General features: G+C 39.0%; 28 protein-coding genes. 17 read left to right on the top strand and 11 right to left on the bottom strand.

Translation table 11 applies throughout. From position 1 onward, the window contains the following. The first annotated feature begins 9 nt into the window (after positions 1–9). The 12 genes from gspC to H4J56_RS06410 all read left to right on the top strand — a co-directional run bounded on the left by gspC (position 10) and on the right by H4J56_RS06410 (position 11,684). The gene (gene gspC / locus H4J56_RS06465) at positions 10–963 is read left to right on the top strand and encodes a type II secretion system protein GspC (protein ID WP_182259036.1); all 954 of its coding nucleotides are present in this window, start codon (positions 10–12) and stop codon (positions 961–963) included. A 110-nt stretch (positions 964–1,073) separates the two neighbouring features. Next, positions 1,074–3,146, top strand: a complete 2,073-nt coding sequence (gene gspD, locus H4J56_RS06460; protein WP_259367711.1) for a type II secretion system secretin GspD — start codon at positions 1,074–1,076, stop codon at positions 3,144–3,146. 1 nt (position 3,147) lies between these two features. Then, positions 3,148–4,704 carry a type II secretion system ATPase GspE gene (gspE, locus tag H4J56_RS06455; RefSeq protein WP_182259071.1) on the top strand — a complete coding sequence of 519 codons (1,557 nt, stop codon included), beginning with the start codon at positions 3,148–3,150 and terminating at the stop codon, positions 4,702–4,704. A 13-nt stretch (positions 4,705–4,717) separates the two neighbouring features. Then, positions 4,718–5,941 (top strand): type II secretion system inner membrane protein GspF, encoded by a 1,224-nt coding sequence (gene gspF, locus H4J56_RS06450; RefSeq protein ID WP_182214719.1) that lies wholly within the window; start codon positions 4,718–4,720, stop codon positions 5,939–5,941. Between the two features lie 22 nt (positions 5,942–5,963). Further along, positions 5,964–6,398 carry a type II secretion system major pseudopilin GspG gene (gene gspG, locus H4J56_RS06445; RefSeq protein ID WP_182214818.1) on the top strand — a complete coding sequence of 145 codons (435 nt, stop codon included), beginning with the start codon at positions 5,964–5,966 and terminating at the stop codon, positions 6,396–6,398. 18 nt (positions 6,399–6,416) lie between these two features. Beyond that, positions 6,417–7,058, top strand: coding sequence for a type II secretion system minor pseudopilin GspH (gene gspH / locus H4J56_RS06440; RefSeq protein WP_182259035.1), 642 nt, complete (start codon positions 6,417–6,419; stop codon positions 7,056–7,058). After that, complete coding sequence (gene gspI, locus H4J56_RS06435) at positions 7,048–7,446, top strand: type II secretion system minor pseudopilin GspI (protein ID WP_182259034.1); 399 nt, start codon at positions 7,048–7,050, stop codon at positions 7,444–7,446. Before gspH ends, gspI begins: the two co-directional genes overlap by 11 nt. An 11-nt stretch (positions 7,447–7,457) precedes the next feature. After that, complete coding sequence (gspJ, locus tag H4J56_RS06430; protein ID WP_220465911.1) at positions 7,458–8,066, top strand: type II secretion system minor pseudopilin GspJ; 609 nt, start codon at positions 7,458–7,460, stop codon at positions 8,064–8,066. Between the two features lie 42 nt (positions 8,067–8,108). Continuing rightward, on the top strand, positions 8,109–9,137 hold the full coding sequence (gene gspK, locus H4J56_RS06425; protein WP_259367710.1) for a type II secretion system minor pseudopilin GspK: 1,029 nt from the start codon (positions 8,109–8,111) through the stop codon (positions 9,135–9,137). Next, a complete protein-coding gene (gene gspL / locus H4J56_RS06420) occupies positions 9,137–10,471 on the top strand; it encodes a type II secretion system protein GspL (RefSeq protein ID WP_182259033.1) in 1,335 nt (444 codons plus the stop codon). Before gspK ends, gspL begins: the two co-directional genes overlap by 1 nt. Next, complete coding sequence (gene gspM / locus H4J56_RS06415) at positions 10,471–10,941, top strand: type II secretion system protein GspM (RefSeq protein WP_182259032.1); 471 nt, start codon at positions 10,471–10,473, stop codon at positions 10,939–10,941. The genes gspL and gspM overlap by 1 nt, the downstream gene beginning before the upstream one ends. Further along, on the top strand, positions 10,941–11,684 hold the full coding sequence (locus H4J56_RS06410) for a type II secretion system protein N (protein ID WP_182214715.1): 744 nt from the start codon (positions 10,941–10,943) through the stop codon (positions 11,682–11,684). The genes gspM and H4J56_RS06410 overlap by 1 nt, the downstream gene beginning before the upstream one ends. A gap of 79 nt (positions 11,685–11,763) precedes the next feature. Here the strand turns inward: H4J56_RS06410 and yrfG are convergent, their stop codons facing one another. Beyond that, positions 11,764–12,438, bottom strand: coding sequence for a GMP/IMP nucleotidase (gene yrfG / locus H4J56_RS06405; RefSeq protein ID WP_182259031.1), 675 nt, complete (start codon positions 12,436–12,438; stop codon positions 11,764–11,766). Positions 12,439–12,537: 99 nt separating this feature from the next. Between yrfG and nudE the strand changes: the two genes are divergently transcribed. The 3 genes from nudE to H4J56_RS06390 are packed head-to-tail and all read left to right on the top strand — an operon-like array spanning position 12,538 to position 14,559. Next, positions 12,538–13,098, top strand: a complete 561-nt coding sequence (nudE, locus tag H4J56_RS06400) for an ADP compounds hydrolase NudE (RefSeq protein WP_182259030.1) — start codon at positions 12,538–12,540, stop codon at positions 13,096–13,098. A gap of 29 nt (positions 13,099–13,127) precedes the next feature. Continuing rightward, positions 13,128–13,952: a 3'(2'),5'-bisphosphate nucleotidase CysQ gene (gene cysQ, locus H4J56_RS06395; protein ID WP_182214710.1), complete on the top strand. Its 825-nt coding sequence runs from the start codon at positions 13,128–13,130 to the stop codon at positions 13,950–13,952. A 28-nt stretch (positions 13,953–13,980) separates the two neighbouring features. Continuing rightward, positions 13,981–14,559, top strand: a complete 579-nt coding sequence (locus H4J56_RS06390) for a YceI family protein (RefSeq protein WP_182214708.1) — start codon at positions 13,981–13,983, stop codon at positions 14,557–14,559. 46 nt (positions 14,560–14,605) lie between these two features. On the opposite strand, the gene H4J56_RS06385 is transcribed toward H4J56_RS06390, so the two are convergent. From H4J56_RS06385 to H4J56_RS06360, 7 genes are all read right to left on the bottom strand, one after another. Then, positions 14,606–14,851: a YheU family protein gene (locus H4J56_RS06385; RefSeq protein WP_182214706.1), complete on the bottom strand. Its 246-nt coding sequence runs from the start codon at positions 14,849–14,851 to the stop codon at positions 14,606–14,608. After that, positions 14,848–15,831, bottom strand: a complete 984-nt coding sequence (locus H4J56_RS06380; RefSeq protein ID WP_182229919.1) for a hydrolase — start codon at positions 15,829–15,831, stop codon at positions 14,848–14,850. Before H4J56_RS06380 ends, H4J56_RS06385 begins: the two co-directional genes overlap by 4 nt. A 329-nt stretch (positions 15,832–16,160) precedes the next feature. Further along, on the bottom strand, positions 16,161–16,514 hold the full coding sequence (locus tag H4J56_RS06375) for a MerR family DNA-binding protein (protein WP_259368164.1): 354 nt from the start codon (positions 16,512–16,514) through the stop codon (positions 16,161–16,163). Between the two features lie 57 nt (positions 16,515–16,571). After that, entirely contained in the window at positions 16,572–18,947 is a 2,376-nt protein-coding gene (locus H4J56_RS06370) for a heavy metal translocating P-type ATPase (protein ID WP_182259029.1), read from the bottom strand. Between the two features lie 442 nt (positions 18,948–19,389). After that, positions 19,390–19,518, bottom strand: a complete 129-nt coding sequence (locus tag H4J56_RS19640; protein ID WP_157470907.1) for a DUF3149 domain-containing protein — start codon at positions 19,516–19,518, stop codon at positions 19,390–19,392. Positions 19,519–19,674: 156 nt separating this feature from the next. Continuing rightward, a complete protein-coding gene (locus tag H4J56_RS06365) occupies positions 19,675–20,397 on the bottom strand; it encodes a tetratricopeptide repeat protein (protein ID WP_182214699.1) in 723 nt (240 codons plus the stop codon). Between the two features lie 67 nt (positions 20,398–20,464). Continuing rightward, positions 20,465–22,372: an ATP-binding cassette domain-containing protein gene (locus H4J56_RS06360; RefSeq protein WP_182214697.1), complete on the bottom strand. Its 1,908-nt coding sequence runs from the start codon at positions 22,370–22,372 to the stop codon at positions 20,465–20,467. Positions 22,373–22,474: 102 nt separating this feature from the next. Between H4J56_RS06360 and H4J56_RS06355 the strand changes: the two genes are divergently transcribed. Beyond that, positions 22,475–22,669 (top strand): YheV family putative zinc ribbon protein, encoded by a 195-nt coding sequence (locus H4J56_RS06355; RefSeq protein WP_070374933.1) that lies wholly within the window; start codon positions 22,475–22,477, stop codon positions 22,667–22,669. 67 nt (positions 22,670–22,736) lie between these two features. Here the strand turns inward: H4J56_RS06355 and H4J56_RS06350 are convergent, their stop codons facing one another. Both H4J56_RS06350 and H4J56_RS06345 read right to left on the bottom strand, forming a co-directional pair. Beyond that, a complete protein-coding gene (locus H4J56_RS06350; protein ID WP_070374932.1) occupies positions 22,737–22,973 on the bottom strand; it encodes a SlyX family protein in 237 nt (78 codons plus the stop codon). Positions 22,974–22,985: 12 nt separating this feature from the next. Next, a complete protein-coding gene (locus H4J56_RS06345) occupies positions 22,986–23,984 on the bottom strand; it encodes a hypothetical protein (protein ID WP_310733830.1) in 999 nt (332 codons plus the stop codon). 131 nt (positions 23,985–24,115) lie between these two features. Here H4J56_RS06345 and fkpA point away from each other — a divergent pair, with 131 nt between their 5' ends. Next, on the top strand, positions 24,116–24,871 hold the full coding sequence (fkpA, locus tag H4J56_RS06340; RefSeq protein ID WP_070374931.1) for an FKBP-type peptidyl-prolyl cis-trans isomerase: 756 nt from the start codon (positions 24,116–24,118) through the stop codon (positions 24,869–24,871). Between the two features lie 132 nt (positions 24,872–25,003). Here the strand turns inward: fkpA and H4J56_RS06335 are convergent, their stop codons facing one another. Further along, a complete protein-coding gene (locus H4J56_RS06335; protein ID WP_310733829.1) occupies positions 25,004–26,113 on the bottom strand; it encodes an NAD(P)/FAD-dependent oxidoreductase in 1,110 nt (369 codons plus the stop codon). Between the last annotated feature and the right edge of the window lie 143 nt (positions 26,114–26,256).

The raw sequence follows: 26,256 nt of genomic DNA, 5'->3' as shown, positions 1-26,256 counted from the left end.
AAGATAACCATGCAATTACCTTCAAATTTTTCTAGTGTAGTCGACTTCTCTTCACAATTACCTCAGCAAAAAATAGCTAAGGTGATCAGTGTATTTTTGTTAGCTTACATCGCGTATGTTTTTGCACAAATCACTTGGCTTGTTGCGCCAAGTGGTCAATATCATGCATCTTCGAATGTTAGCGTAAAAGTAGCAATACAGAACACTGAAAAAGCTGATATCAGTTTAACAAATTTAAAAACATTGAACTTATTTGGCTTATATACAGACAGTATAGATACAATTGAAACGGTTGAAGTGGAAAGTGCACCTCAAACACAGTTACGTTTAACGCTATCAGGGGCAGTAGCAAGTGATGACAAAACTACGTCTGCGGCGGTCATTGAAAACGCTGGTAAGCAAGACACCTATAGTCCTGGTGAAACCATTACCGGAACACGTGCCGTGCTCGATAGTGTCTTTCGTGACCGAGTGCTTTTAAAGCATGCCGGAAAACTTGAAACATTGATGCTTGATGGCTTTGATTACAATGAAAAAATACAACAAAACGTGGTAAATAAATCGGCAATATCTCCGGCTAAAACTCGAGAATTAAATAGTCGACTAACATCACCTAATGTTATTGATCAAAGAACAAATAAGATGTTGAGTAAAAGTGCAAAGTCATTTAAAGACGAAATTAATACCGACCCAAGTAAAATTACCGATTATTTAAAAATATCGCCAAAACGTAAAAGTGGCAAAATAGTAGGTTACAGATTGTTGCCGGGTAAAAACGCAGATTTTTTTCAAAATTCAGGGCTGAAATCTGGTGATATCGCGATTCAAATGAATGGTTATGATTTAACGGTGCCAAGCGAAGCCGCACAGGCACTTGCTGCATTAAAACAAGATAAAGAAGTATCACTATTAATCGATCGTAATGGTGAATTGAACGAAATATTATTTAGTATCGGTGGTTAATACCTTTACTGACCAAAATTGAGAATTAAGTTATGAAAAATTTTTCCTTGCGCAAGACTCTTCGCGCCCCTTGGTATAAAGGATTGTTAGCAACAGGTTTAACTGTTGTGATGATGAATACTTTATTATTTAGTGCTGATATACATGCGGCTAAGTACTCGCCAAACTTTAAAGGTACTGAAATTGACGAATTCATCAATATAGTCGGTAAAAACCTGAAAAAAACCATGATCGTTGACCCTAACGTTCGAGGTAAAGTGACATTACGTACCCAAGATCAACTTACCGAAAAACAATATTATCAAGTGTTCTTAAATGTGCTTGAAGTGTATGGTTTCTCTGCTGTTGAAATGGATAATAATGTTGTAAAAGTTATTCGTAATAAAGACGCTAAAACTTCATCAATACCGGTTGTTGGTAACGAAAACCCTGGTGTGGGTGATGAAATGGTGACTCGAGTTGTTGAAGTTAAAAATGTCACAGTACGTGAATTAACCCCTTTACTTCGTCAACTTTCAGATCAAGCCGGTGGCGGTAATGTGGTCAATTATGATCCCGCTAATGTCATCATGCTAACGGGCACTGCTGCGGTTGTTAATCGTTTAGTGAATATTATTGAGCGTGTCGACAAAGCTGGCGATCAAGACGTACAAATTATTAAACTGCAATATGCATCGGCGGCAGAAATGGTGCGTATTGTTGAAGCCATGCATAAATCTGATCAAGGAAAATCTGGCACGCCAACCTTCCTTATCCCTAAAATAGTTGCTGATGAGCGCACCAATAGTGTAATTGTTAGCGGCGAATCTCAAGCCCGTTCGCGTGTCGCTAAGTTAATTTCCCGCTTAGACAGTGAATTAGAAACCAATGGTAATACCCGTGTTTACTATTTGAAATACTCAAAAGCTGAAGACTTAGTCAAAGTACTTGAAGGGGTCAGTAAATCAATTGAAGCCGAAAACGCTGGCGCACAAACGAGTAAACAAAGCAGTAAAAAACGTAATGTCAGCATTGACGCTCATGAAGACACCAATACCTTGGTAATTACCGCTCAGCAAGACATGCTACGTTCACTTGAGGAAGTCATCCGCAAATTAGATGTTCGTCGTGCGCAAGTGCTTGTTGAAGCGATAATCGTCGAAGTTTTTGAAAGTGACGGTATTAGTTTAGGCGTGCAATGGTTCAGCGAAGATGGTGGTTTTACCCAGTTCAATAACGGTCCTGCGCCTATAAGTGCTGTAGCAGCGGCTGCTGAGGCAGCTCAATCAACACCAGGAACTAAAGGTTCTACGGTTACTTCTGAAAGTGGTGCCACAACGGTTAACCCTGATCAAGATGATATTAAAGGCGACTATTCATTAGCCGCAACCTTACTTGGCTCTGTAAGCGGTGGTATGTTTGGTATTATGAAAAATGGCTGGGGCGCAATCATACAAGCGGTGAGTAATGACACTAATTCCAATATCCTTGCTACGCCAAGTATCACTACACTCGATAATGAAGAAGCGCACTTTTTAGTTGGACAAGAAATTCCTATTCTTACTGGCTCTACTGCTGGTAGCAACAACGGCAATCCATTTCAAACTGTTGAACGCCAAGAAGTTGGTATAAAACTAACCGTTACCCCACAAGTGAATGAGGGCAGTGGTGTGCAGTTAACTATAGAGCAAGAAGTCTCTTCGGTGAGTGGCGCTACGGGGGTAGATATTTCTATCAACAAACGTGAAATTAAAACGGTAGTGATGGCCGATTCTGGCGCAACCGTGGTACTGGGTGGCTTGATTGATGAAGACGTTCAAGAAAGTGAACAAAAAGTACCTTTATTAGGTGACATACCTTTTATTGGGCACTTATTTAAATCAACAACAACCTCAACGCGTAAACGTAATTTAATGGTATTTATTCGCCCAACGATTATTCGTGATGGCAAGTTGATGAATGAAATTAGTAAAGAAAAGTATAACTATATTCGTGCGACTGAAATACGTAAGCAAGAAGAAGGTTTGTCATTAATGAGCGATGAAAAAATGCCATTATTACCTGAATGGAATGACCAACTGACTTTACCTCCTTCATTCGATGAATATATGAAAGAAAGTCAGTCTAAAGACTCTAGCTTATTACCGCCTGTCGTTAAAAGCGAGGGTGATGACTCATCAACTTCAGACCAAAAAGACCAATAATATGGCTGATATTGAAAAGAGAGAAGACATCGACAGCGTAGTGACTTTAAATGTTGCAGGTAATGGTCAAGAGGCAGAAGAAGTAAAAGTGCAGATCAGCCGTTTGCCTTTTAATTTTGCCAAACGTCATCATGTACTTATTAGTAAAAGTAACGACCAATACACCTTACATTGCTTAGCCAATGTTAACAGTGCGGCAGTATTAGAAGTGCGTAGGGTCTTAAAAAGCCCCTTTGCTATTGAATTTCATTCGTTAGATGAATTTGAACAGTTATTAACTATTTCATACCAACGAGATTCTTCAGAAGCTCAACAGATGATGGAAGATATTGGCAACGAAGTTGACTTGTATTCTCTCGCTGACGAGATGACAGAAACAGAAGATCTGCTAGAAAATGAAGATGATGCGCCAATCATCAAATTGATCAATGCGATGTTGAGTGAAGCAATAAAAGAAAATGCTTCTGATATTCATATTGAAACTTTTGAATTAGCGCTACAAATTCGTTTTCGTGTTGATGGCGTTTTACGTGAAGTATTAAAGCCTAATCGTAAACTTGCTTCATTATTAGTTTCTCGTATCAAGGTTATGGCAAAACTCGACATTGCTGAAAAACGCATACCACAAGATGGTCGTATTTCTTTGCGCATTGCCGGTCGTGCTGTTGATGTACGTGTTTCAACAATGCCAACGGGCCATGGTGAGCGTGTGGTACTTCGTTTACTTGATAAGAACTCGGTTCGTCTCGATTTAGAAGATTTAGGCATGACACTTGCCAACCGAATAAAGTTTTCAAAACTTATCGAAAAACCCCATGGTATTATTTTAGTTACGGGTCCTACGGGATCGGGTAAAAGTACCACGCTTTATGCGGGACTGAGCCAAATCGATTCGAAAGAGCGTAACGTTTTAACGGTTGAAGATCCCATCGAGTACGCCATTGAAGGTATTGGACAAACGCAAGTTAATACCAAAGTTGATATGACCTTTGCTCGCGGGTTACGGGCGATACTTCGCCAAGATCCCGATGTTGTTATGGTTGGTGAAATACGCGATTTAGAAACCGCTCAAATTGGCGTGCAAGCGAGTTTAACCGGTCACTTAGTGATGTCGACATTGCATACTAACAGTGCCGCTGGTGCCATTACTCGTATGGAAGATATGGGCGTAGAGTCATTTTTACTCTCATCGAGTCTCTTGGGGGTCTTAGCACAACGACTCGTGAGAACATTGTGCCCGCATTGTAAAGAAAGCCATTTACCTGATGGCCCAGAGCTTAAATTACTTGAGTTACCTCAAGACAACACTCAGCATATTTATCGCGCAGTTGGTTGTAGTGAATGTAGCCAAAAGGGCTACAAAGGCCGTATGGGTATTCATGAACTTATTGTTGTCGACGATAAAGTACGCGAGCTTATTCATAATGGTAAAGGTGAGCAGGCTATTGAAAAGTTTATTCGCCAAAATACGCCAAGCATACGCCGTGACGGCTTTGATAAAGTGTTGACCGGACAAACGACACTCGAAGAAGTTTTGCGTGTTACCAAAGAAGATTAACTAGAGTTTTATTATGGCAGCTTTTGATTATCAAGCAGTAAATAGCCGTGGTAAAACGGTAAAGGGTGTTATCGAAGGTGATACACCCAGACAAGCGCGTGGCTTATTACGTGACAAAGGCTTAATGCCCACTGAAGTAACGCCAAGCTTACAAAAAACTAAGCAAGCCGCGAATAAATCACGGTTTGGCGGACGAACAAAAGTATCTGTTGCTGAACTTGCTTTAATCACACGTCAGTTGGCAACATTAGTCGAGTCGGGTTTACCGATTGAAGAATCTTTGCTTGCCGTTGGCGAACAATGTGAAAAAAACAGCATGAAAAGTATGATCATGGCGGTACGAACAAAAGTAACCGAAGGTTATGGTTTAGCCGAGAGTATGGCCGAGTTTCCGCATGTCTTTAGTCACTTATACCGAGCAATGGTTGCGGCAGGTGAAAAATCCGGTTTCTTAGATACGGTTTTAAACCGCTTAGCCGATTACACCGAGCAACGGGAACACTTACGTTCACAAATCATTCAAGCGCTTATTTATCCCGTTATTATGACGGTCGTAGCCATAGGCGTTATCGCAATACTGTTAACGGCGGTAGTCCCTAAAATTGTTGGCCAGTTTGATCACATGGGCGCAAACTTACCTGCAACGACTCAGTTTTTAATTAGTACCAGTGATTTTTTAAGAGATAATGGTTTGTATATCCTTATTTTGATTGCCTTACTGATTGGTGGCTTTAATCATTTAATGAAAAAGGCCAGCTTCAAGTTTGCTTTTCATCGCAAGGTGATTAGTTTTCCAGGGCTGGGCAAAATTATTCGTGGTATTAATACCGCTCGGTTTGCTCGTACCTTAAGTATCTTAACCGCCAGTGCTGTTCCTTTGCTGGAAAGCATGAAAATATCAGGTGAAGTTTTAGAAAATTTATACATTAAGCAATGCGTTAAAGAGTCGGCCGATAAAGTGCGCGAAGGCGCGAGTTTACGAGTTTCTTTAGAGCAAACGAAATTATTTCCACCGATGATGCTTCATATGATTGCTAGTGGTGAAAAAAGTGGCAAGTTAGAACATATGCTTGGTCGATCAGCAGACAACCAAGACAGGGAGTTTGAAGCGTTGATGAATATATCGCTAAAAGCTTTTGAGCCCGCCTTGATGATCGCTATGGCAGGTATCGTTCTTTTTATAGTTATGGCTATTTTACAGCCAATTCTTCAGTTAAATACCTTAGTAGGAGGTTAATGTGCACAAAAAAATTCAACCAATGAAAGTGAAAAATAAACAACGTGGCTTTACTTTATTGGAAGTGATGGTTGTTATTGTTATTTTAGGTTTGTTAGGCAGTGTTGTTGTTCAAAACTTGATGGGCAATATGGATACCGCAAAACTTCAAAAATCAGTACAAGATATTAATGCATTAGAAACGTCGTTAAGTATGTACAAAATGGATAACTATAACTACCCAACGACTGAACAAGGCTTAGAAGCTTTAGTTGAAGAAACTGACGTTGAACCTTTACCGCGTCGTTTTCCAAACGGGGGTTATGTTAAACGTTTACCTGACGATCCTTGGGGCAACGCCTATCAACTATTAAATCCAGGCGAAAATGGTGATATTGATATTTTTACCATGGGACCCGACGGTGAACCTGGTACAGAAGACGATATTGGCAACTGGAACCTTGGCGACTACCAGTAGTTTTGGTGAACTCTTAATATGAAGCATTATTCCAAAAACAGCACAGTAGTTAACGGTTTCACTTTAATTGAAGTGATGTTGGTTATTGTGCTGGTGGGTTTAATGGTTTCGGTTGTTCAGTTTAGTGCTTCAGGTGATAAAGCCGAAGAAACACTTGAACTCTCGAGTAAACGTTTTGCTGGCGTTTTTAATATTGCTGCTGAATATGGCATGCTAAATAATATTGAATTAGGCTTAGTTATTGGCAAAAAAGGTTATCAGTTTTTAGGGTACGACGGCATAACGTGGTCGGATATCTCTGATAATGAATTATTCAGTCGCTATAAATTACCTGAAGGTGTTGAGTTGATTTTACAACTTGATGACTTGCCAATTGAAGAACCACAATTATTTGATACTGAAGTATTTAATGAGTTACAAGCGGCTAATAAAGAGAACGATTTAGATGAAGACGTAGGTAAAGATGATGACGGTAATAATATAGAAAAAAAAATACTTATTCCCCAAATTTACATACTCTCAGGCGGTGAAATAACACCGTTTAGTCTGCGTTTTCAATTCGTTAAAAATAATTATACCGAAGCAAAACTTTATTTTAAGGTGACCGGTTTATATACCACACCGATAACCGTTGAAGGGCCACTCTTTGATGATGAATAAGGTCAAACGGGTCATTAAAACGGCTTCATTAGGCTTCACTTTAATTGAAGTTATGTTAGCGATGGCTATTTTTTCAATCGCGGGTATTGCGTTGTTAAGTGCAGCAGACAATAACTTTAAAAATTTAAGTCATTTAGAAAATAAAGTATTAGCCAATTGGGTGGCCTCAAATCAATTAGTTGCGATGACATTAGATCCAACATGGCCACCAAAAAACAATAAAAAAGGCACCGTAAAAATGGCTGGCCAAGAATGGTTTTGGCTACAAAAAGTGCTTAAAACAGAAAATAAGAATATGCGTGCTATAACGATTGAAATTCGTAATAAAGAAGATGAAAAGTTAGCGATCACTAGTATGGTTACCTATATCTCAAAGAGTCAGCCGTAGTGAAGATTTGCTTGAATAAGCCAACGAATAATGGCTTTACCTTGTTAGAAGTTTTAATAGCTATCGCTATTTTTTCAATGATCAGCATGAGTAGTTTCACTATTTTTAATACGGTATTAAAAGGTAATGAGTCATCTAAAATTCGTACCGAACGCGTTAATGAATTACAGCGAGGCTTTTTACTTATCGAGCGTGATTTACTGCAAATTGCTAAACGCAGTATTCGATTAAATGGCGAAGCTCCCCAGCAAGATTTTTTATATACTGACAGCAATAGTTTTTCAAATGGCGAAAGTACCTTAGCTTTTGTTCGCAACGGATGGACAAATCCAGGTCTACTATTACCGCGTAGCAATATGCAATCAGTCGCTTATCAATTAAATGAGGGAACCTTTGAGCGACTTCATTTTAATTTTGTTGACGCTATCCAAGGGCAAGAGCCTAAAAGAAGAAAGTTAATCACCGAGATTGAAGCGCTAAATTTTGAGTTTTTTTATGACAAAAAATGGCAAAAACAAATTATAAATAAAAGTTTACCTCGAGCGATTGCTGTTGAGCTAATAACTAAAGATTATGGGCTTATAAGACGAGAATTTTTAGTGGCGGGTGATGATGTCTAAATTTAAAGCCTACGTATTGTGCTGTTCGTTATGGGAGGTCTAATGAAGAACTCTCAGTGCCGTACTGATATGAGTAAGTCGACCGCTAAAAAAGTGACCGGTGTGGCGTTAATTACTGTTTTGCTTATCGTCGCGTTAGCCGCCGTATTAGCCACACAGATGACTGCGCGCTTGCAGTTGCAGATGCAACGTACTAATAATGTTACGCTAAATCAGCAGGCTTATTGGTATGCGATGGGCGCAGAAGCGTTTGCAAAAAGAATATTAATCAATGTTTTTAAAGATGAAAAAGACGTAACGCATTTAGAACAAATTTGGGCTCAAGGCGAAACAAGTTATCCTGTTGACTTTGGACAAATTACCGGCGAAATTTTTGATATGCAAGCCTGTTTTAATTTAAATGCTTTAAGGCCTGATGATAATGCTACTCCTACGGGCACTCAAAGGCGTCCAATAGAAGACGCTTTCCAAAAATTAATTATGTCGCTTAATGTTGAAGGTGTTAGTCAGTTTGATGCTGAATACATGACCGATGCATTGGTTGACTGGCTTGATCAAAACAGCGCTATAGCTAGTGCTGGTGGTGCTGAAGATAATGATTACTCTGCAAAAGAGTTTCCTTATTTACCCGCTAATTATTATTTGGCCAGTATTACCGAACTACGCTTAATTGAACACTTTACTGTGCCGGTTATTAATAAATTAAAAGAGTATGCTTGCGTAATACCTAATAACAATCTCCATAAAATAAATGTAAACACCATAAGAAGCGACCAACCTGAATTGTTGGAGGCTTTTTTAGGTATTCCTTTAGCGGATGCAGAAAATGCCTTGGCTAGCCGAGAGGGTGCTGGTTTTAAAACACGAGATGAGTTTTTTAATTTAGCCGATATATCAAAACATACAAAAATAACCAATGATCAAAAAGAGCAGTTCGATGTTGTTAGCCATTATTTTAAACTAAAAAGTATCGCTAGTTTTAATGACAGCTACTTCGCGTTGAGCACTTTAATGAAAGTTGAAAGCAATAATAATATCTCCGTAGTGAGTCGTACCATAGGACGAGAGTAATGACCGAAAAGTTATATATCCGATTAGGTACTAACGCAAAAGACGTAGTGCACTGGGTAATATTTAGTGACGATCAAGAAGGCATCATTGCCAGTGGTGAACTCCCCAATGCCAATGCGTTAGAGCAATTAGCTGAGAAAGCCAAACAACGTGAAGTCATTACGTTTGTGCCAGCCAGTGATATCAGTTTGAAAAGTTTAACGGTACCCAGTAAATCTTCAAAAGCGATGCGCTTAGCTGTGCCGTATATGCTTGAAGATGAATTAGCACAAGATGTTGAAGAGTTATTTTTCGCTTATAGTGATATCAAAATTGTCGGTAGTGCGCACAATTGCTTTGTTGCAATTATCGAATCTGCTCAGTTGGCATTATGGCAAGGGTGGTTAAAAAGTGCGGATATTACCTGTAAAAAAATCATCCCAGATGTACTTGCAATGCCACTGGCTAATGAAGTGAATGTTGGTAGTGCAATTGTATTAGGTGAGCAAATACTGATACGCCAAGGACAATGGCAAGGGATCACCATAGACAGCAACACTTGGCCGTTAATTAGTCAGTCACTTAGTGGTACTCAAACAGTAGAGAAAATTAGCGGTGAGCAAAAATCAGTAGCGGACAATGATAGCAATAATGACGTACCCAACAGTTTCTCATTAAATGCTTATTCAATATTACCTGAAACCATCGCTAAACTGACCATCAATGCGATGCCAGAAGAGCTGCCTTTGGCGTTATTAGCCGCTACATATAATCATGAAAAAGCGGGTAAGTTCAATTTACTACAGGGTGACTTCAAAGTTAAAGAACAGCGCTCACCCGTGCTAAAAAGTTGGTTTTTGGCCGCAGGTATTGCCATGTTCGCTTTATTGCTTAATGTCGGTATTAAAGGTGCCGAATTAATACAGCTTCATAGTCAACAGGCTGAAATTGAACAGCAAATCATTAGTACCTATAAAAAGGTTTTTCCAAAAACTAAGCGAGTCCGAGTCTCAACTATTCGCTCCCAACTTAAGCAGAAACTCAAAGAAGTAGGAGGGGCTAGTGGAGAAAGTGGCTTTTTAGCTATCTTAACTCAAGTGCAACCAGCGTTAGCTTTAGTGCCTGAAATAAAACCCCAAACGTTGAAGTTTGATGGTAAGCGCAACGAGATCCGTATGCAGGCAATTGCCAGTGATTATCAGTATTTTGATAAGTTAAAAATCGCTCTTGAAGAGAGTAATCTGACGGTATCTATGGGCGCGCAAAATAATCAAGGTGATCAAATTTCTGGCTCATTTAGCATAACCAGTAATGATGATAATCAGCAATCAACAAACACAAGTAAGGGGCGATAATGAAAACGTGGTGGCAACAATTAAAAAGCTCTGAGCAACGACTCGTTGCTATGATGGGCTTTGTTGTAGTGCTGTTTTTATTTTACAGCGCAGTGTGGCAACCATTGGTTACTAATACTGATAAAACTCAACAAAAAATCATGCGCCAACAAGCGCTTTATACCTGGGTGCAAGAAAATACCCTGCGCTATCAACAGTCACAAAAAAGAGTGGCATCATCAGCCAGCAATGCCAGCCTTTCTAGTATTGTTAACAGCAGTGCCGGTCGTAATAATATTTCGATAGCTCGCTTGCAACCTCAAGGTGAAGACTTACAAGTATGGATTGATGAAGTCCCCTTTACACAGTTACTTAGTTGGCTTGAATTTTTAGCCAATAATGAAGGTTTATTAGTGAAAAGTATTGATTTAAGTAAAGCCGATCGCAACGGCGTTGTTAGAGTTCGTCGCTTACAATTAGGAAAAGGTTAATGAAAAAGTGGTTTGCTTACGGAGCAATGTTCTTTAGTTTATATTTGATTTTTTTAATTGCAACTATGCCTGCAGCTTGGGTGGTTAGCTTTATTAATTTACCAAAAAACAGCCAAGTATCTCAACTTTCTGGCACAGTGTGGCAAAGTTATGCAAAACAAGTCCGCATTGATAATGTCGACATTAACAACGTCAGTAGTGAGTTAAGTTTCCTCTCATTATTGATGCTTGACCCGACAATTAAGTTAACTTTTGGCGGTGCCTTAGTCAGTGGACCAGAAGGTAGGTTGACAGCAAGCCAATTGCTTAAGCAGATAAAAATTACAAATGTTGATATCACAGTAGCTGCGCAACAAATTACGGAAAAGCTTAATCTAGCTATCCCGATGCAAGCCCACAACCTTATTGAACTCAGTGTTGATGAATTTATACTCGGCAAGCCTGTATGTCAGCAAATGAAGGGCTTAATAAAATGGAACAAGGCAGCTATCACCGCATTATCAGAAAAAGCAAATTTAGGTACGTTATCTGCTGAGTTGGCTTGTGAAAAAGGGGCGCTTGCGTTTATCATTGCCCCTGAAAACGATCTTGGACTCACGTTTACCGCTTATCTGCATAATACCAATAGAGCTTCTGGAAATGGTTATTTAAAGCCAGGTGCTAACTTCCCTGAAAAATTAAAGCCACTGCTGTCCTTTATTGGCAAAGCTGATAACCAAGGGCGCTATCGATTGAATTTTTAAGCCATTTAATACGGTGATTAATCGTTACTTAGGCTAAACCTATTTCATCCTGGCTTTACGTCAGGATGAATAATAGCCATTACTTAATGGGATATTTCTTTATTTCATCAATTAATGTTCTAAAGTCTGATGTAGATGGGTAATCGTTAACAATATGTGGCGTTTTCTGACTATCTGGGTTTTCAACCGCTAATAAATGTTCAAAACCATAGCGTTGAGCCGATGCTAAAATATTGATACTATCATCAACAAACAAGGTGTTCTCTAGGCTAAAACCTTGTTTCTCTTGAAGACGTTGCCATAATAATTGTGATTCTTTGGTAACACCAAATTCATGCGTAGAATATAAAACATCAAAATATTTATCGAGTTGCGTGCGTTCAATCTTAAGCAACAAGCTATCTGGGTGAGCATTAGTAACCAGTATTATTTCTCGTCCACTCTCTCGTAGTGCCACCATAAAATCATGAGCATCATCGCGTAAGCTAATTAAGTGTTGTACTTCACGTTTTAATGCTTGAATCGGTAATTGGGTTTGTTCAGCCCAGTAGTCTAAACAGTACCAGTCAATGGTCCCAGCAACTCTTTCATAGTGGCTTGCTAAGTTTTCTTTTGCTTGCTCAAGTGAAATCTTTGCATGCTCACTGTAACGTAGTGGTAAATGATGGAGCCAGAAATGGTTGTCAAAATGTAAATCTAAAATCGTTCCATCCATATCTAAAAGTACGGTAGAAATTTTTGACCAATTAAGCATATTTTTTTTCCTAAGAGCGATTAATTATTAATTATATCTAAAGTTAACGTGCTATTCTAAAACTATATTATTAATATTTTACTCTTAGGTTTAGCTACCATGAGCAATAGTTTAACACTTCCCAAAGTCACTCAACGTAAGCAAGTTGCCAAGAGTCGCTTGTTTGCTATAGAACAAGTAGATCTCACCTTCAGTAACGGCGTAGAGCGAGAATATGAACGCATGCAAGGCTACGGTCGAGGCGCTGTATTAATTGTACCTATGTTAGACGATGAAACGTTTTTATTAGTACGCGAGTATTGTGCTGGCACCCATACATATGAGCTTGGCTTCCCGAAAGGACTTATTGATGAAGGCGAAAGTGCAGAGCATGCTGCTAATCGTGAGTTAAAAGAAGAAGTCGGCTATGGGGCGAATAAATTCACCCATGTGCATCGAGTCGCAACAGCACCGGCTTTTTTCTCTGCCTCAATGGAAATATTTCTTGCTGAAAGTTTATATGCAGAAAAACTCCCCGGTGATGAACCTGAAGAGCTAGAAGTTGTCTCATGGAAACTTGCCGACTATCATTCATTACTTGCCCAACCTGACTTTAATGAAGCAAGAAGCATAGCTGCTCTAATGCTGGTAAAAGATTTAGTTAAGAATATTTTAAAATAACACTCAAAAGAAAAAGTAAGTGAAGATTAATGAACAATGAAACGTTACTCGCCATCGCGATAGAAAGTGCAAAAAAAGCAGGCCTAGAAGTTACTAAGCATTACAAGTCGGGCAATTACACGTCAGAAATTAAAGAAGATAATAGCCCAGTTACTAGTGCTGACTATGCGGCTAACGATGTATTGATGCAAGAGCTGTCACGCTTGGCACCTGGCATTCCTATTATTTCTGAAGAAGTTGGTGCATTAGCGCTTAATCAAAGAAAAAATTGGTCACGATATTGGCTACTCGACCCTATTGATGGGACAGGTGAGTTTATTAAAGGCAGTGGCGATTTTGCTGTTAATGTCGCTTTGGTGGAAAATGGCTGGCCAAGTATTGGTGTTATTCACGCACCAGATCACCAACTCACCTACTATGGACAAAATAAGCTTGGCGCTTTTAAAGAAAGCCATACCGGTAGCCAGCAAATTCATGTCGCTAAATATGATGGCAAACGAAAAATCAAAGTGGCGGTAAGCCGTCGACAAGAGCTCAGCCTAATGGGGCAATACCTTAACAACGAAAACTTTGCTTTTGAATATGTGGCATTAGGCAGTTGCTCACTGAAAAACTGTCTAATTGCTGAAGGTGGTGCAGATTGTTACTTACGTATTGGTCCTACAGGTGAGTGGGATACAGGAGCGAGCCATTGTATTATCGAACAAGCAGGAGGCTCAATAATTGATAGTGAGTTTTTACCGTTAACTTATAATCAACGGGAAGGATTAATGAATCCTGACTTTATGACTTTAGGTGCGAGTAATATTCCGTGGCAAAGTATTGTGACCCCTCATCGAGCGCGACGCTCTTAATTTTTATTTTATTTTCAAAGGACCTATTATGCGTATTATATCTACTTTTATTTTAAGCCTTTCACTCCTGCTTACGGCACCAGCCTATAGTGCTTGGCAGTTGGACTCTAAAAATTCATCGTTAACTTTTGTGTCGATTAAAAAAGGCACTGTGGCTGAAAGTCATAGCTTTAAAGAATTTACGGGTGTTATCAACAATAGCGGCCTGGCAAATGTGACCATTGACCTAAGCAGTGTTGACACCAATATTGCGATACGTGATCAAAGAATGGCGGAGTTTCTCTTTGAAACAGCAACTTTTGCACAAGCGAGCTTTAGTGCGCAACTTAATCGTGTAGATATTGATGCGATAACTATCGGTTCAAGTCAGAAAATGTCACTTACGGGTAGCCTGAATTTACATGGTCACCAGCAAGAACTTACATTGAATGTTATGGTGGCTAAGCTATCAGCAAATCATATGTTAGTGAGCACCTTAAAGCCGGCTATCATTAAGGCCGAAGACTTTGCTTTAGTGGCAGGCATTAATAAATTAAAATCATTAGCAAATCTACCAAGCATTGCTTATGCCGTGCCGGTAAGTTTTGTATTAGCTTTCACTCAATAGCAAATGAGAAACGAACATCCATAGGGTGTTCGTTGTTATAAAATAACTATTGCGTTTGTTCTTGTTCGTTTTGTTGTTGTTCAAACTGATCAATGGGTAAAATATTTACCGTATCATGAAGCTCTGAATAAACTAAAAACGCACTACCATCAGCAAGTTGTATTTTTACTTGCGCCACTTTTTCGGACAAAGACACATCGTCCGCACCATATTCGGTACCTTCACGTAAAACAAACTCTCGAATAATACCTGTTAACGTATCGGGTTGTAGATCTTTGTAGGGGATTATCATAGGTAGCTCTCTAAAAAATTTGGAACACGATGTTCTAGCCAAAACTTTGGTCTTAAGGGATTATTACCATTGATAAAGCCAACATGCCCCCCTTTTTTACTGACCTCAAAACATATGTTACTGGGAATACTGCTAATATCACGGGTATTTTCATCACATAAGAAAGGGTCGTCATTTGAATGAATAATTAAGCAGGGTTGTTTAATTTTATCCAAAATAAAACGTCCACTCGCCTGATGATAATAATCTTCAGCGCTCTCAAAACCGTTAATAGGGGCTGTCACCAGTTGATCGAATTGCCAAATGGTCTTAATTTCATCGAGCTTATGGGCCAGTCTTTGCGATAGCGGAGCAGAGAGTAGATTACTGTCCATTTTATCCTTAATACTGTCTTTGAGCATGCCCACTAGATATTTCTGATATATACGCGAAAAGCCTTTGTTAATCCGCTTGCTACAACTGGCCAAATGTAAAGGGGCACAAATGATTGCAGCGGCTTGATAAGGATTATTAGGTTCTTTTGCTAAATAACGCGCTAGTACATTACCCCCTAAAGAAAAGCCAATAATTGTCATTGGAAGCTGTGGATATTTTTTCTTTAAAAATTGCGTTAAATAACTAATATCATCAGTATCGCCACTATGATACGAACGTGCTTTTCTATTGACTCGTCCACTACAGCCCCTAAAATGCATTAGCACTCCGATCCACTGTTTATCTTTAATAGCCGATAACATTCCTTTAGCATAATGACTGTTAACTGAACCTTCTAAACCATGAAGAACAACCACTAAAGGACGAGTTTCATTAGGTTTAGGTTTATCGGTCCATGCTAAATCAATAAAGTCGCCATCAGGTAACTCCACTGTTTCATTGCAAGTTTCTAGCTGTTTTCTAGATCTTAAAAATTTTGCAATAATAGTTTGGCAATGAGGATTGTGTAGCCACCAAGCTGGAGTGAATTGACTTTGAGTAAACATTTAAAGTTATAGTGGTCTGTTGTGGTTTATCAGTTTTATTATTGTATGTGAATTGAAAATAAATAGATATTTTTAGGCTAAAAAAAAGCTTACAAGGCTAAACGCCATCATAAACTTGTTGTCTTATATTCGTTGATTAATGAGTATACCTTTTCATCATTTTCTTCACGTGATTTGTTTTGACGCTCAATTACATTGAGCGTAGAGGAAGATTGATTAATAGATAAGTTAATAAGCACACCTCAGTATTTAAGATTAATTGTGCAGATAATGCATGACAATCAACATAGACAAGTGCTGTTAGTATAACAAAAAAAAATTATCCTTCGTTATTCAGATGAAAGTTGAGCTAAACCTTCTAAAATAGGGCAGTCAGGGTTATCGTCACCATCACATTGATCAGCTAGTTTTTGTAATATTGCTCTCATTTGCTCTAGCTCCAATATTTTTTCATTTATCTCCTGTAAATGACTCAACGCTAGTTGCTTCACGTGTCGACTTTCTCTATCAGTATTGAGCCAGAACTTGAGCAGTGACTGAATCTCAATCATGGAAAAACCTAAATTTCTCGAACGACGGATGAATCCCAATTGTTGTATGTGTGCTTGGTTATAAAGTCGATAACCTGCATCTGTGCGACTCGTTTTTTTTAATACGCCAATTTCTTCATAGTATCGGATCATTTTGGCCGATACCCCTGTTAAGTAGAGGCTTTACCTATGGTGACAAGTTTCGCCATGTTATTTCTCCTTAAGAGTCCAACGTTGCAATAACAATGCGTTACTGACGACAAATAAGCTACTAAATGCCATCGCAGCTCCGGCAATAATAGGGTCAAGATAACCAAAGGCTGCTAGTGGAATTCCCACAGCATTAAAGATAAATGCCCAAAACAGGTTTTGCTGTATTTTACGATAAGTTAGCCTTGCAATGATCAATGCCGTGGGGACTAGGCTTGGTTTACTGCGCATTAACGTGAAAGAAGCTGCGCTAACGGCAACATCAGTACCAGACGCCATTGCCATACCTAAATCTGCTTGGGCTAGCGCTGGCGCATCATTAATGCCATCACCAACCATAGCAACCTGATAACCTTGCTCTTGATATTGCAGAATATATTTTGCTTTATCTGCAGGCAACACCTCAGCTTTAAAATCGTCTAACTGTAATTCTGTCGCTACCGATGTTGCACTCGCTTGATTGTCACCAGTAAGCATAGCTACCTTTATACCTTGTTGTTGCAATAACTTCACAGCCTGCAGCGCATCAGGCTTCAATTTATCACTAAAACAAAACAGCCCAAGTAATGTGATCTTATCTTGCTGCTGACTAGCCAACCAAGAAACAGAAGCACCTGGTATTTTTATTTTTTCGGTTGGCAGTGTTACCCCTAACTCTTGCATCCAATGACTACTGCCCATCAAGACTAAATTGTCACCAATGTTGCCTTTGACACCATAACCCGCGACAACTTGAAATTCCGCGACAGGTATTGGTTGTGTTTCGCTGGCTAATGCTTTTTCAACCACAGCTTTGCCTAATGGGTGCTCACTATTTATTTGTAAGGAATAGGCCAGCTGCAATACTGCTTCTTCACTACCACTGATGACCCTCATCTCATTTACAACAGGTTTGCCTTGGGTCAAGGTGCCTGTTTTATCAAATACCACTAAATTTATTTCTTTTGCCTGCTCTAACGCCACTGCATCTTTAACCAATACGCCTAATCTGGCAGCGGTTCCTGTACCTGCCATTATGGCTGCTGGAGTTGCTAAACCAAGTGCACATGGACAGGCAATCACTAAAACGGCTACCGCATTGAGAATGCCATTGGTCCAGTCATCAAATACTAAACCCAACACCAATAAGGTGGTAAGTGCGACCAATAACACCACAGGAATGAATATACTACTGACTTTATCTACTATTGCTTGTACGGGAGCTTTTGCACCTTGGGCTTGCTCTACTAATTCAATGATTTTAGATAAAGTAGATTCGCTACCAACATTCGTGGCACGGATCTCCAAAATACCGTCCAAATTAAGTGAGCCACCCGTGACAACGTCACCTTCTTTTTTACTTAACGGAATTGATTCACCACTAATTAACGCCTCATCCAGATGACTCTGGCCCTGCAAAATTTCACCGTCAACAGGGATGCTTTCGCCCGGTATTACTTTAACTTTTTCTCCGGATTTTACTGATGAAGCGGCCACTTTTTGCCATTTACCTAAGCGCTGCACTGTTGCCTCAACAGGTTTCAAATTTTCCAATGCTCTAAGTGCATCAGTTGTTCGGCGTTTTGCTTTGTGTTCTAAATATTTACCCAGCAGAACCAAGGTTATTACTGCGCTACTACTTTCAAAATACAAGTGCGGCATGCCATGAGCGCTATTAAAGCTCCACCACAAATACAAAGATAGTCCGTAGGCTGCACTGGTACCTATGGAGACAAGAAGATCCATGTTGCCCATGCCAGCTTTTAATGCTCCCCAGCCTGCACGATAAAAGCGAGCGCCAAAATAGAACTGTACTGGCGTAGCTAATAGCCATTGCCAAACTGGCGGTAACATCCACTGTTGGGAAAACAACATGCCTAACATGGGTAACACCAGTGGCAAGGTAAGTAGGCCTGCTCCCAATACGGGCCACCAGGCTTTAGTATAAAAAGGCTGATGTTGGCTGGGCTTTTCTATCACGCTGTCATTGTTCAACGGGATAAAAAGGTAACCGGCTTGTGTCACGGCTTGGGCTAGTTGTTCATCCGTTACAAAGGATAAAGTTTTTACTTGTACGTGCTCGGTGGCTAAATTGACCGATGCATCGACCACACCGGTTACTTTTAACAATGCCTGTTCGACCCGCGTCACACAAGAGGAGCAACTCATCTTTCCAATACCAAATTGCTTTACCTTTACGGGCACTTGATAACCAGCCTCAATAACAGCGGTAATTAATTCACTATGACTGGCAGTGCCTTGAATAGTAGCCGTATCTGTAGCTAGGTTAACGGTAACATCTGTCACGCCAACCACTTTGTGTAAGGCCTTTTCAACACGACCGACACATGAAGCACAGGTCATACCGTCAATTTTGAATTGTGTAGTTGTATTCATAAGCTTCTCATCTTAATTGAATTGTAGAACTAAGTTGAGGTTAAAGCTTACCACGGTAGTAGGGTCAACTGTTTTAGTATAAAAAGTGTTATAAGTAACAATTTATAATTTAACGGTGAACACCGTATTTTAATGAGGAGTACAACAATCTTAATGACTGCTTTTTTAGATGAGCGATACCTGAGGTTAAATCTTTAATGTCTATATTCGTATCAAACAGTAAAATATACGCCTGCAAAATTTTAGGTTGCTAAAGACTCCTCTTTGGCAGCTATTGCCCTTAGGGTTATATTGTAGAAATTAACTACTTCAACGTTTAATTAAATTTTTTGAAAGATATTTTCGGTGCTTAAACGTAATAATTGCAGTTGCTGACTTTATTTAACGGTTTCCACCTTAATTTAGAAGGTTGCAACTTTAATCAACTTCTACAGGTTTTTACCTAATTATTTTCATTGATGTTTTTAAGAAAATAATAAACATAGAAAGCACCAATACCTAAAAGAATTGCTAATCCGCCAAAAGAATAAAGTACAACGGGATCATTAATAATCATATCGAAAAAGTTCATAATAGACTCCATAAAAATAATTGAGTTATAACAAAAATGGCTATAACGTAATGTTATAGCCATTTTAAATCGTGGGTTACTTTATGGTTGTGATATAGATCAATGAACCTTAAATTTATCCCTTAGATTATTGTCTTATTTTTTAGAGCTAAGGTTTTATTGTTTAGCTTTTAATGCTTCTTGTTCGATAATTTGTTGATAAAGTCGGTCAGCCTTTTCCCTTGCTTGAGCTATTTCTACATTGCTGAGTTTTAAGGAGTCCATATCGCGACTTTTTCCTGCATTTTGATAACCATTACTTGCGGAAATAATATTCCATATAAAAGACATCTCTACACTTTTCTCAACACCCAATCCTTCAAAATACATCAGTGCTAAATTAAACTGGGCTAGGGCGTAGTTTTGCTTTGCCGCAGTTTCATACCAACGTGCGGCTTTTGGATAGTCTTTATATGTACCCGTGCCATTGAAATACATAACACCAAGATTAAATTGTGCGGCAACGGAGTCTCTTATCGCTGCTCTTTCCATCAGTGCAAAAGCGGTTTTTAAATCTTTTTTAACGATGACTCCGTCAGAATACATCAGTGACAAACTAAATAGTGCGTCGGGGTGATTTTGTGAAGCGGCTAAGGACATTAATTCCAACGCTTTTTTGGGATCTTTTGTAACGCCGTAACCATTTAAATAAATAAGCGCCATTTGATACTGCGCAGGAGAATACTCCTGAGCAACTAAGGGTTCAAATTCATTTATAGCCGCTTTAAAAGCACCACGGTTTAATTCATAAATGCCTTGGTCAAGATCACCTTGATAAGCAAAGCTCGAAACACTGCTTACTATAGATAGACAAAAAAGGGCGAATATTGTTTTTTTCATAACGTTCTCATTATTTTAATCGTATGATTATTAAGTGTAGCAAGTAATATAATTTAATGATTAATTTTTACAGTGAAGCTTGCAACATAATTTCTTCAATTTGTTCTTCTAATTCGAGCCAATACATTTCATTTTCTTCAACATCTGCTTTGAGCTTAGCTTGTTGCTTAATGAGTACGGCTAAGCGTGCTTTATGTTCACTTTGATATATCTCACTTTCGGCTAATACTCCTTCAACTTCAGCTAATTCAGTTTGCAGCAGTTGCACTTTCTTCTCGTATTTATCGGCTTGTTTACGCAGTGGAGATGCTTTTTTACGTAATTCAGCTTGGTCTTTGCGTAATTGTTTTTTATCAACAACCTCAAGAGACTTTGCGGGTTTAGTATTTTTCAGTGTTTGTTTTTTGTCTTCATTAAGCCATTGTTGATAGTCATCAATATCACCAGAGAACTCGCTAACTTGACCATTGGCAACTAAGAAAAACTCATCAACACACGACTCTAATAAAAAGCGATCATGGGCAATCAAAATAATAGCCCCTTCAAAGTCTTGTAAAGCAAAGACAAGTGCTTGACGCATTTCTAAATCAAGATGGTTAGTGGGCTCATCGAGGAGAAGTAATTGTGGCTTTTCATTAACAATTAACGCCAATACCAGACGTGCTTTTTCTCCACCTGACATGGTACTTACCGGAGAAAGTGCTTGGTCGCCAGTAAAACCAAAGCTACCTAAAAAATTGCGCGCTTGTAGCTCTGTAGTCTCAGGTTTAGCACGAACAATATGATCAATCGCACTACTTGGCATATGTAATTGTTCAAGCTGATGTTGAGAGAAGTAACCAACAGTTAAGTCTTGGGCGCAATAACGCTCGCCTTTAATTAAGGCAATATCGCCGGCTAATGACTTTATTAATGTCGACTTACCCGCACCATTTCGTCCTAAAAGACCGATTCTACTACCGGGTACCAGCGTGAGACCGACATCACGTAAAATAATGGTTTCTGGATTATAGCCACAGGTTGTCTCTTTTAACGCTAATAACGGATAAGGCAATGTTTCCGGTGTTTTGAAACTGAAGGTAAATTGGCTATCAACATGTGCGGGTGCTAAGTCAGGTAATTTTTGTAAACGCTTTAAACGACTCTGTGCTTGTTTTGCTTTACTGGCTTTTGCTCTAAAGCGATCGACGAATGAGGTTAAGTGAGCAACTTCTTTTTGCTGTTTTTGAAATTGAGCATCTTGTTGTGCTAAATGTTCCGCGCGCTGACGCTCAAAGGCGCTATAATTACCCGAATATAATTTTGCTTGTTGATGTTCAATATGAAGAATTTGTTCAATAACGTCATCGAGAAAATCACGATCATGTGAAATAAGCACTAAAGTACCGGTAAAGCGTTTTAACCAACGCTGTAACCAAATTACCGCATCTAAATCTAGATGGTTAGTGGGTTCATCGAGTAAAAGTAAATCTGCGCGGCTAATTAACGCTTGAGCCAAGTTAAGACGCATGCGCCAACCACCAGAAAAATCCTTTACGGCATCACCTAGTTGTTCTTGTAAAAAACCTAAACCATGCAATAACTCGCTGGCACGGGCGGGTAAACTGTAGCCATTTATGGCGTCAATATGGTTGAGAATTAACGCTTCTTGGTTGCCATCATCATTTAATCGAGCTTTCTCAAGTTGTTGCTCAAGTTGACGAAACTCTTTATCTCCGTCCATCACATAATCTAAGGCTGATTGTTCGAGGGCGGGAGTTTCTTGTTTTACTGTCGCGACATCCCAGCCTGAAGGCATATTTACATCGCCCCTGTCGGGCTGTAACTCACCTAATAAGGCCGCAAATAAAGAAGATTTTCCACAGCCATTAGCGCCAACTAAGCCGACTTTGTGATTAGGATGAATAGTAAAGCTTGATGATTTTATGAGGTTTTTAGCGCCTCTATCTAAGCTTAAATCGGTGGCTATGATCATTGTGTATTATTACTCATTTTAATTCAGGCCGCTATTGTCCTTTTCCTATCGACAAGATTCAAGGTAAAATAATACAACTCGATTTTATTTGGATTGAAACACATGAAAAAAAGATTTATTGCTGGCGCTATTTGCCCGAAATGTAATGCTATGGACACCATGGGATTAACAAAAGAAAATAATGTTGAAAAAGTTACTTGTGTTAGCTGTGGGCATCAAATGTCACAGCCAGAAGAGCATGTCGTTAAAGAAATCCGTCCGCAAGAGCAAGTGATTGGTATTTTTAAGCAAGAATAAATCGTTATTTTACCAAGCTGAAATATTTCAGCTTGGTATTTATTTGAATGAAAGCTCAGGTTAAGAGTTAATAATGTGGTGGTGGCGGTTCGATATCTTGCGACTGATTTTGACCCGGATTATTATCTTGAACACGACTTGCGATTAACTTTAGCTGTGCCCTAATGTCTGAAATTTCTAATTGATGAACAGCAAGTTCATTATTCAACTGTTCAATAACATCGTCTTGAAAGGCATTACGAGATTGCAGCGCTTCAACATTTTCTTGTAATTCGATGATTTTTTTTTGTATTTCTGTTGTCATAATTTGGGGTACCTAACGCGACTTTCTTTGCCAAAGCTCAGCGTATCCTGATGAACTTTCGGTGATTATTTGGTTCTTTCCTCGAAAGGCGACACTATACACTACCGCGCCTGCAGCACGTATACTTTCTTTTGGCGTAACTCGCCAGCTGTCAAGCCGCTCTCCGGTTAGTATGCTCCATAGGCTAACTTTTCGAGTTGGGGCTCCTGTTAATAGTTGAGTACCATCATCAGAAAACCTTACTGAGCTAAATATTTCGTGACGGTTATAGTATTGAAGTTGGCTAATGCGTTTACCTGTTTTTAAATCCCATATGTTTGAAGATTTTTTACTGTCGGCAGTAAAAGCAAACCGACCTTTAGGGTCTAGAGCCACCATAGTAACGCGACTGGGATGATTAAATCGGTAAATAACCTGCCCACTTTCTGTATCCCATACATAAGCGACGTAATCATTGCCTCCTGAAATAGCGATACGGCCATTGGGGAGCATATCAACCGCATTAATTTTTTCTGTATGACCTAAGAACTCTAAGCGACGGCCATTGCTCATGGTAATGTGAACAACGGTGCCATTACTTTTACCGAGTAAAATAAAGTCACCATTATTAGACAAGGCAATATCACGAATCGTTGACTCACGTACTTTCCAATAACCTTCTGATTGCCCTGTTGCTATATTCCACAACGAAAACGCTTCTCGATTTGCGGTCAATGCATGGCTATTATTATTGGATATATCGGCTAACAGCACTAAATTATCGCTACTATCTTGCTGTTGTGACCAGCTGTATTTTAATGCATTCTCTTCTATGTCCCATAAACTTAAGCCATGATAAATAGAAGAGACAACACTGTATTTGCCATCATTAGAAATATTAGCTGCATAAGCACCATCTGTAGCATGCTGCCAACGCTGTACAGGCTTGTCCTCTGCAGGCTGGCAAGCACTGTTCCATAAGGAAAATAGACAGATGAAAAGCAGTGTTAGCTTGTTATTACACTTAATCACAATATTAATACTTTTTTCTTAGTTAATTTATCGTTAGTATAAGCCGCATTGTCTAACAATACATAATATTTAATCAATGGCTTAGGGGGACTTCCTCCAACTGAGTACTAGGTTACGTTAACGGAGAAAAAATGAAATTATTTAAGCCAACTATGTTAGCTATTGCACTTGTGTCAGTGTTTGGCTGTCAAGAAAGTGTAAAACCAACCGAAACAGCGCCTGTTTTAGAAACTGAAATGCAAAAACAAGCTTACAGTTTAGGTGCTTCAATTGGCATGTACATGCAAAAGAATCTTGATCAACATGAGAAGTTGGGTGTTCCACTTGACCAAGCATTAATTACTCGTGGTTTCATGGACAGTCTTGCTGGCAAATCAATCATTGAGAAAGAAGAGATCCAAGCACTATTAATGAGCCTTGATGAACAAATGAAAGCAAAGCAACTAGCAGCAGCAGACGCTGAATCTGAAGCGGCAATTGCTGAAGGCATGAAATTCTTAGAAGAAAATGCTAAGAAAGAAGGTGTACAAGTTACTGAATCAGGTATTCAATACCTTGTTGTAACTGAAGGTGAAGGTGATAAACCTAGCGCTACTGATACAGTAACGGTTCACTATAAAGGTACTTTCTTAAACGGTGAAACTTTTGATAGTTCATATGAACGCAATGAACCAGCAGTATTCCCTTTAAATCGTGTTATTAGCGGTTGGACAGAAGGCGTACAGTTAATGTCAGTGGGCTCAAAGTACACTTTTACTATTCCATCTGATTTAGCTTACGGAAAAAATGGCAACCCGCCACGTATTCCTGGTAACTCAGTATTACAGTTTGAAATTGAATTATTAGACATTCAAAAATCAGCTGAACCAGAAGAAATCACTCAGTAATATTATTACTTTAGTGTTAAAGGAGCCAATTGTGTAAGCAATTGGCTTTTTAATACATTTTAGAAAATCAAAATATAAACAATCATTTTTCACCCACCATAAATACCTTACTCACTTTCAAATATATAAGCATTATATGGCTAGCCTTTCGTCGACATATTCAGCTATAGCTAAACTAGAAGTTAAGCCGGGTGAGTCAATACCAAACAGATTCACTAATCCTTTCAAGCCATGCACTTTTTCACTTTGAATGACAAAATCTTTAAAACCATCATTCGGACCTTCTAATTTCGGACGAATACCCGAATAAGCAGGCTGTAATCTTTCGCTATCTAATGAAGGGTAATAGCGTTGAATCGCGGCAACAAATTTAGCTTTTAGAAGCGGAGAGACTTCATAATCAATATCATCTATGTACTGTGTGTCGGGACCAAATTTTAATTGTCCGCCAATATCTAATGAGGCGTGAATACCTAAACCATGCGCTTCAGGTAAGGGATAAATGAGTTGTGTAAAAGGACTTCTCCCTTGGTATGAAAAATAATGGCCTCGACAATAATAAAGCGTTGGAATATGTGACTTTTTTAAATCACTAATATTTTCGGCAACTTTATTACTGTGTAATCCCCCTGAATTAATTAAATAATCACAATGCAGCTGCATTATTTCATCTTGACTGTTTAAAGTAACAACAAAGCCATCATTATTGTTATCTGCCTTTATAAAGGTGGTTTTTCCAACAAACTGACCATTATTATGCTCAATTTCTGCCAGTAAAGCCTGCATATAACGATGACTATCAATAATGCCTGTTGAAGGGGAAAGTAAGGCAGCGGTGGCATGTAATGCTGGATTTGACTTGTTAAGCTCGTCTGCCGTTAACCAGACGAGATCATTAACATCATTAAGTGCTGCTTGTTTTATGGTTTTCGCTAAACATTGCTCTTCTTCCTCGCCGTGGGCAACCAGTAATTTTCCTAGGCGTTGATGAGGAATGCCTCGATCTTTACAATATTGATAAAGCTTCTCTTTTCCTTGCACGCATAGCTTAGCCTTTAAACTGTGCTGAGGATAATAAATGCCGGCATGAATAACTTCACTATTACGACTACTGGTTTCTTCACCAAAGCCAGCATTTTTATCAATAATGAGCACGTTATTGAGCTTATTGCTAAGTCTTGCCGCAATGGCTAAACCCACAACACCAGCGCCAATAATTATTGCGTCTACTTTTTCCATCATTTTATCTATTCTTTTAGCTTGAATTAAGTGTGGTCGCCCCTTATCTAAATTTCAAGAAAAAGAATGTCTTAAAATTTAGATAAGAGTGTGGGTAAAGGTTCAAAGAACTGACTTATTCTATTTTGGAATAAAAAAGCCTTTTC

The organism is Colwellia sp. BRX8-4 (assembly GCF_014077345.1).
Lineage (GTDB): Bacteria > Pseudomonadota > Gammaproteobacteria > Enterobacterales > Alteromonadaceae > Colwellia_A.
This window is presented reverse-complemented; position numbering and strand designations above follow the sequence as displayed.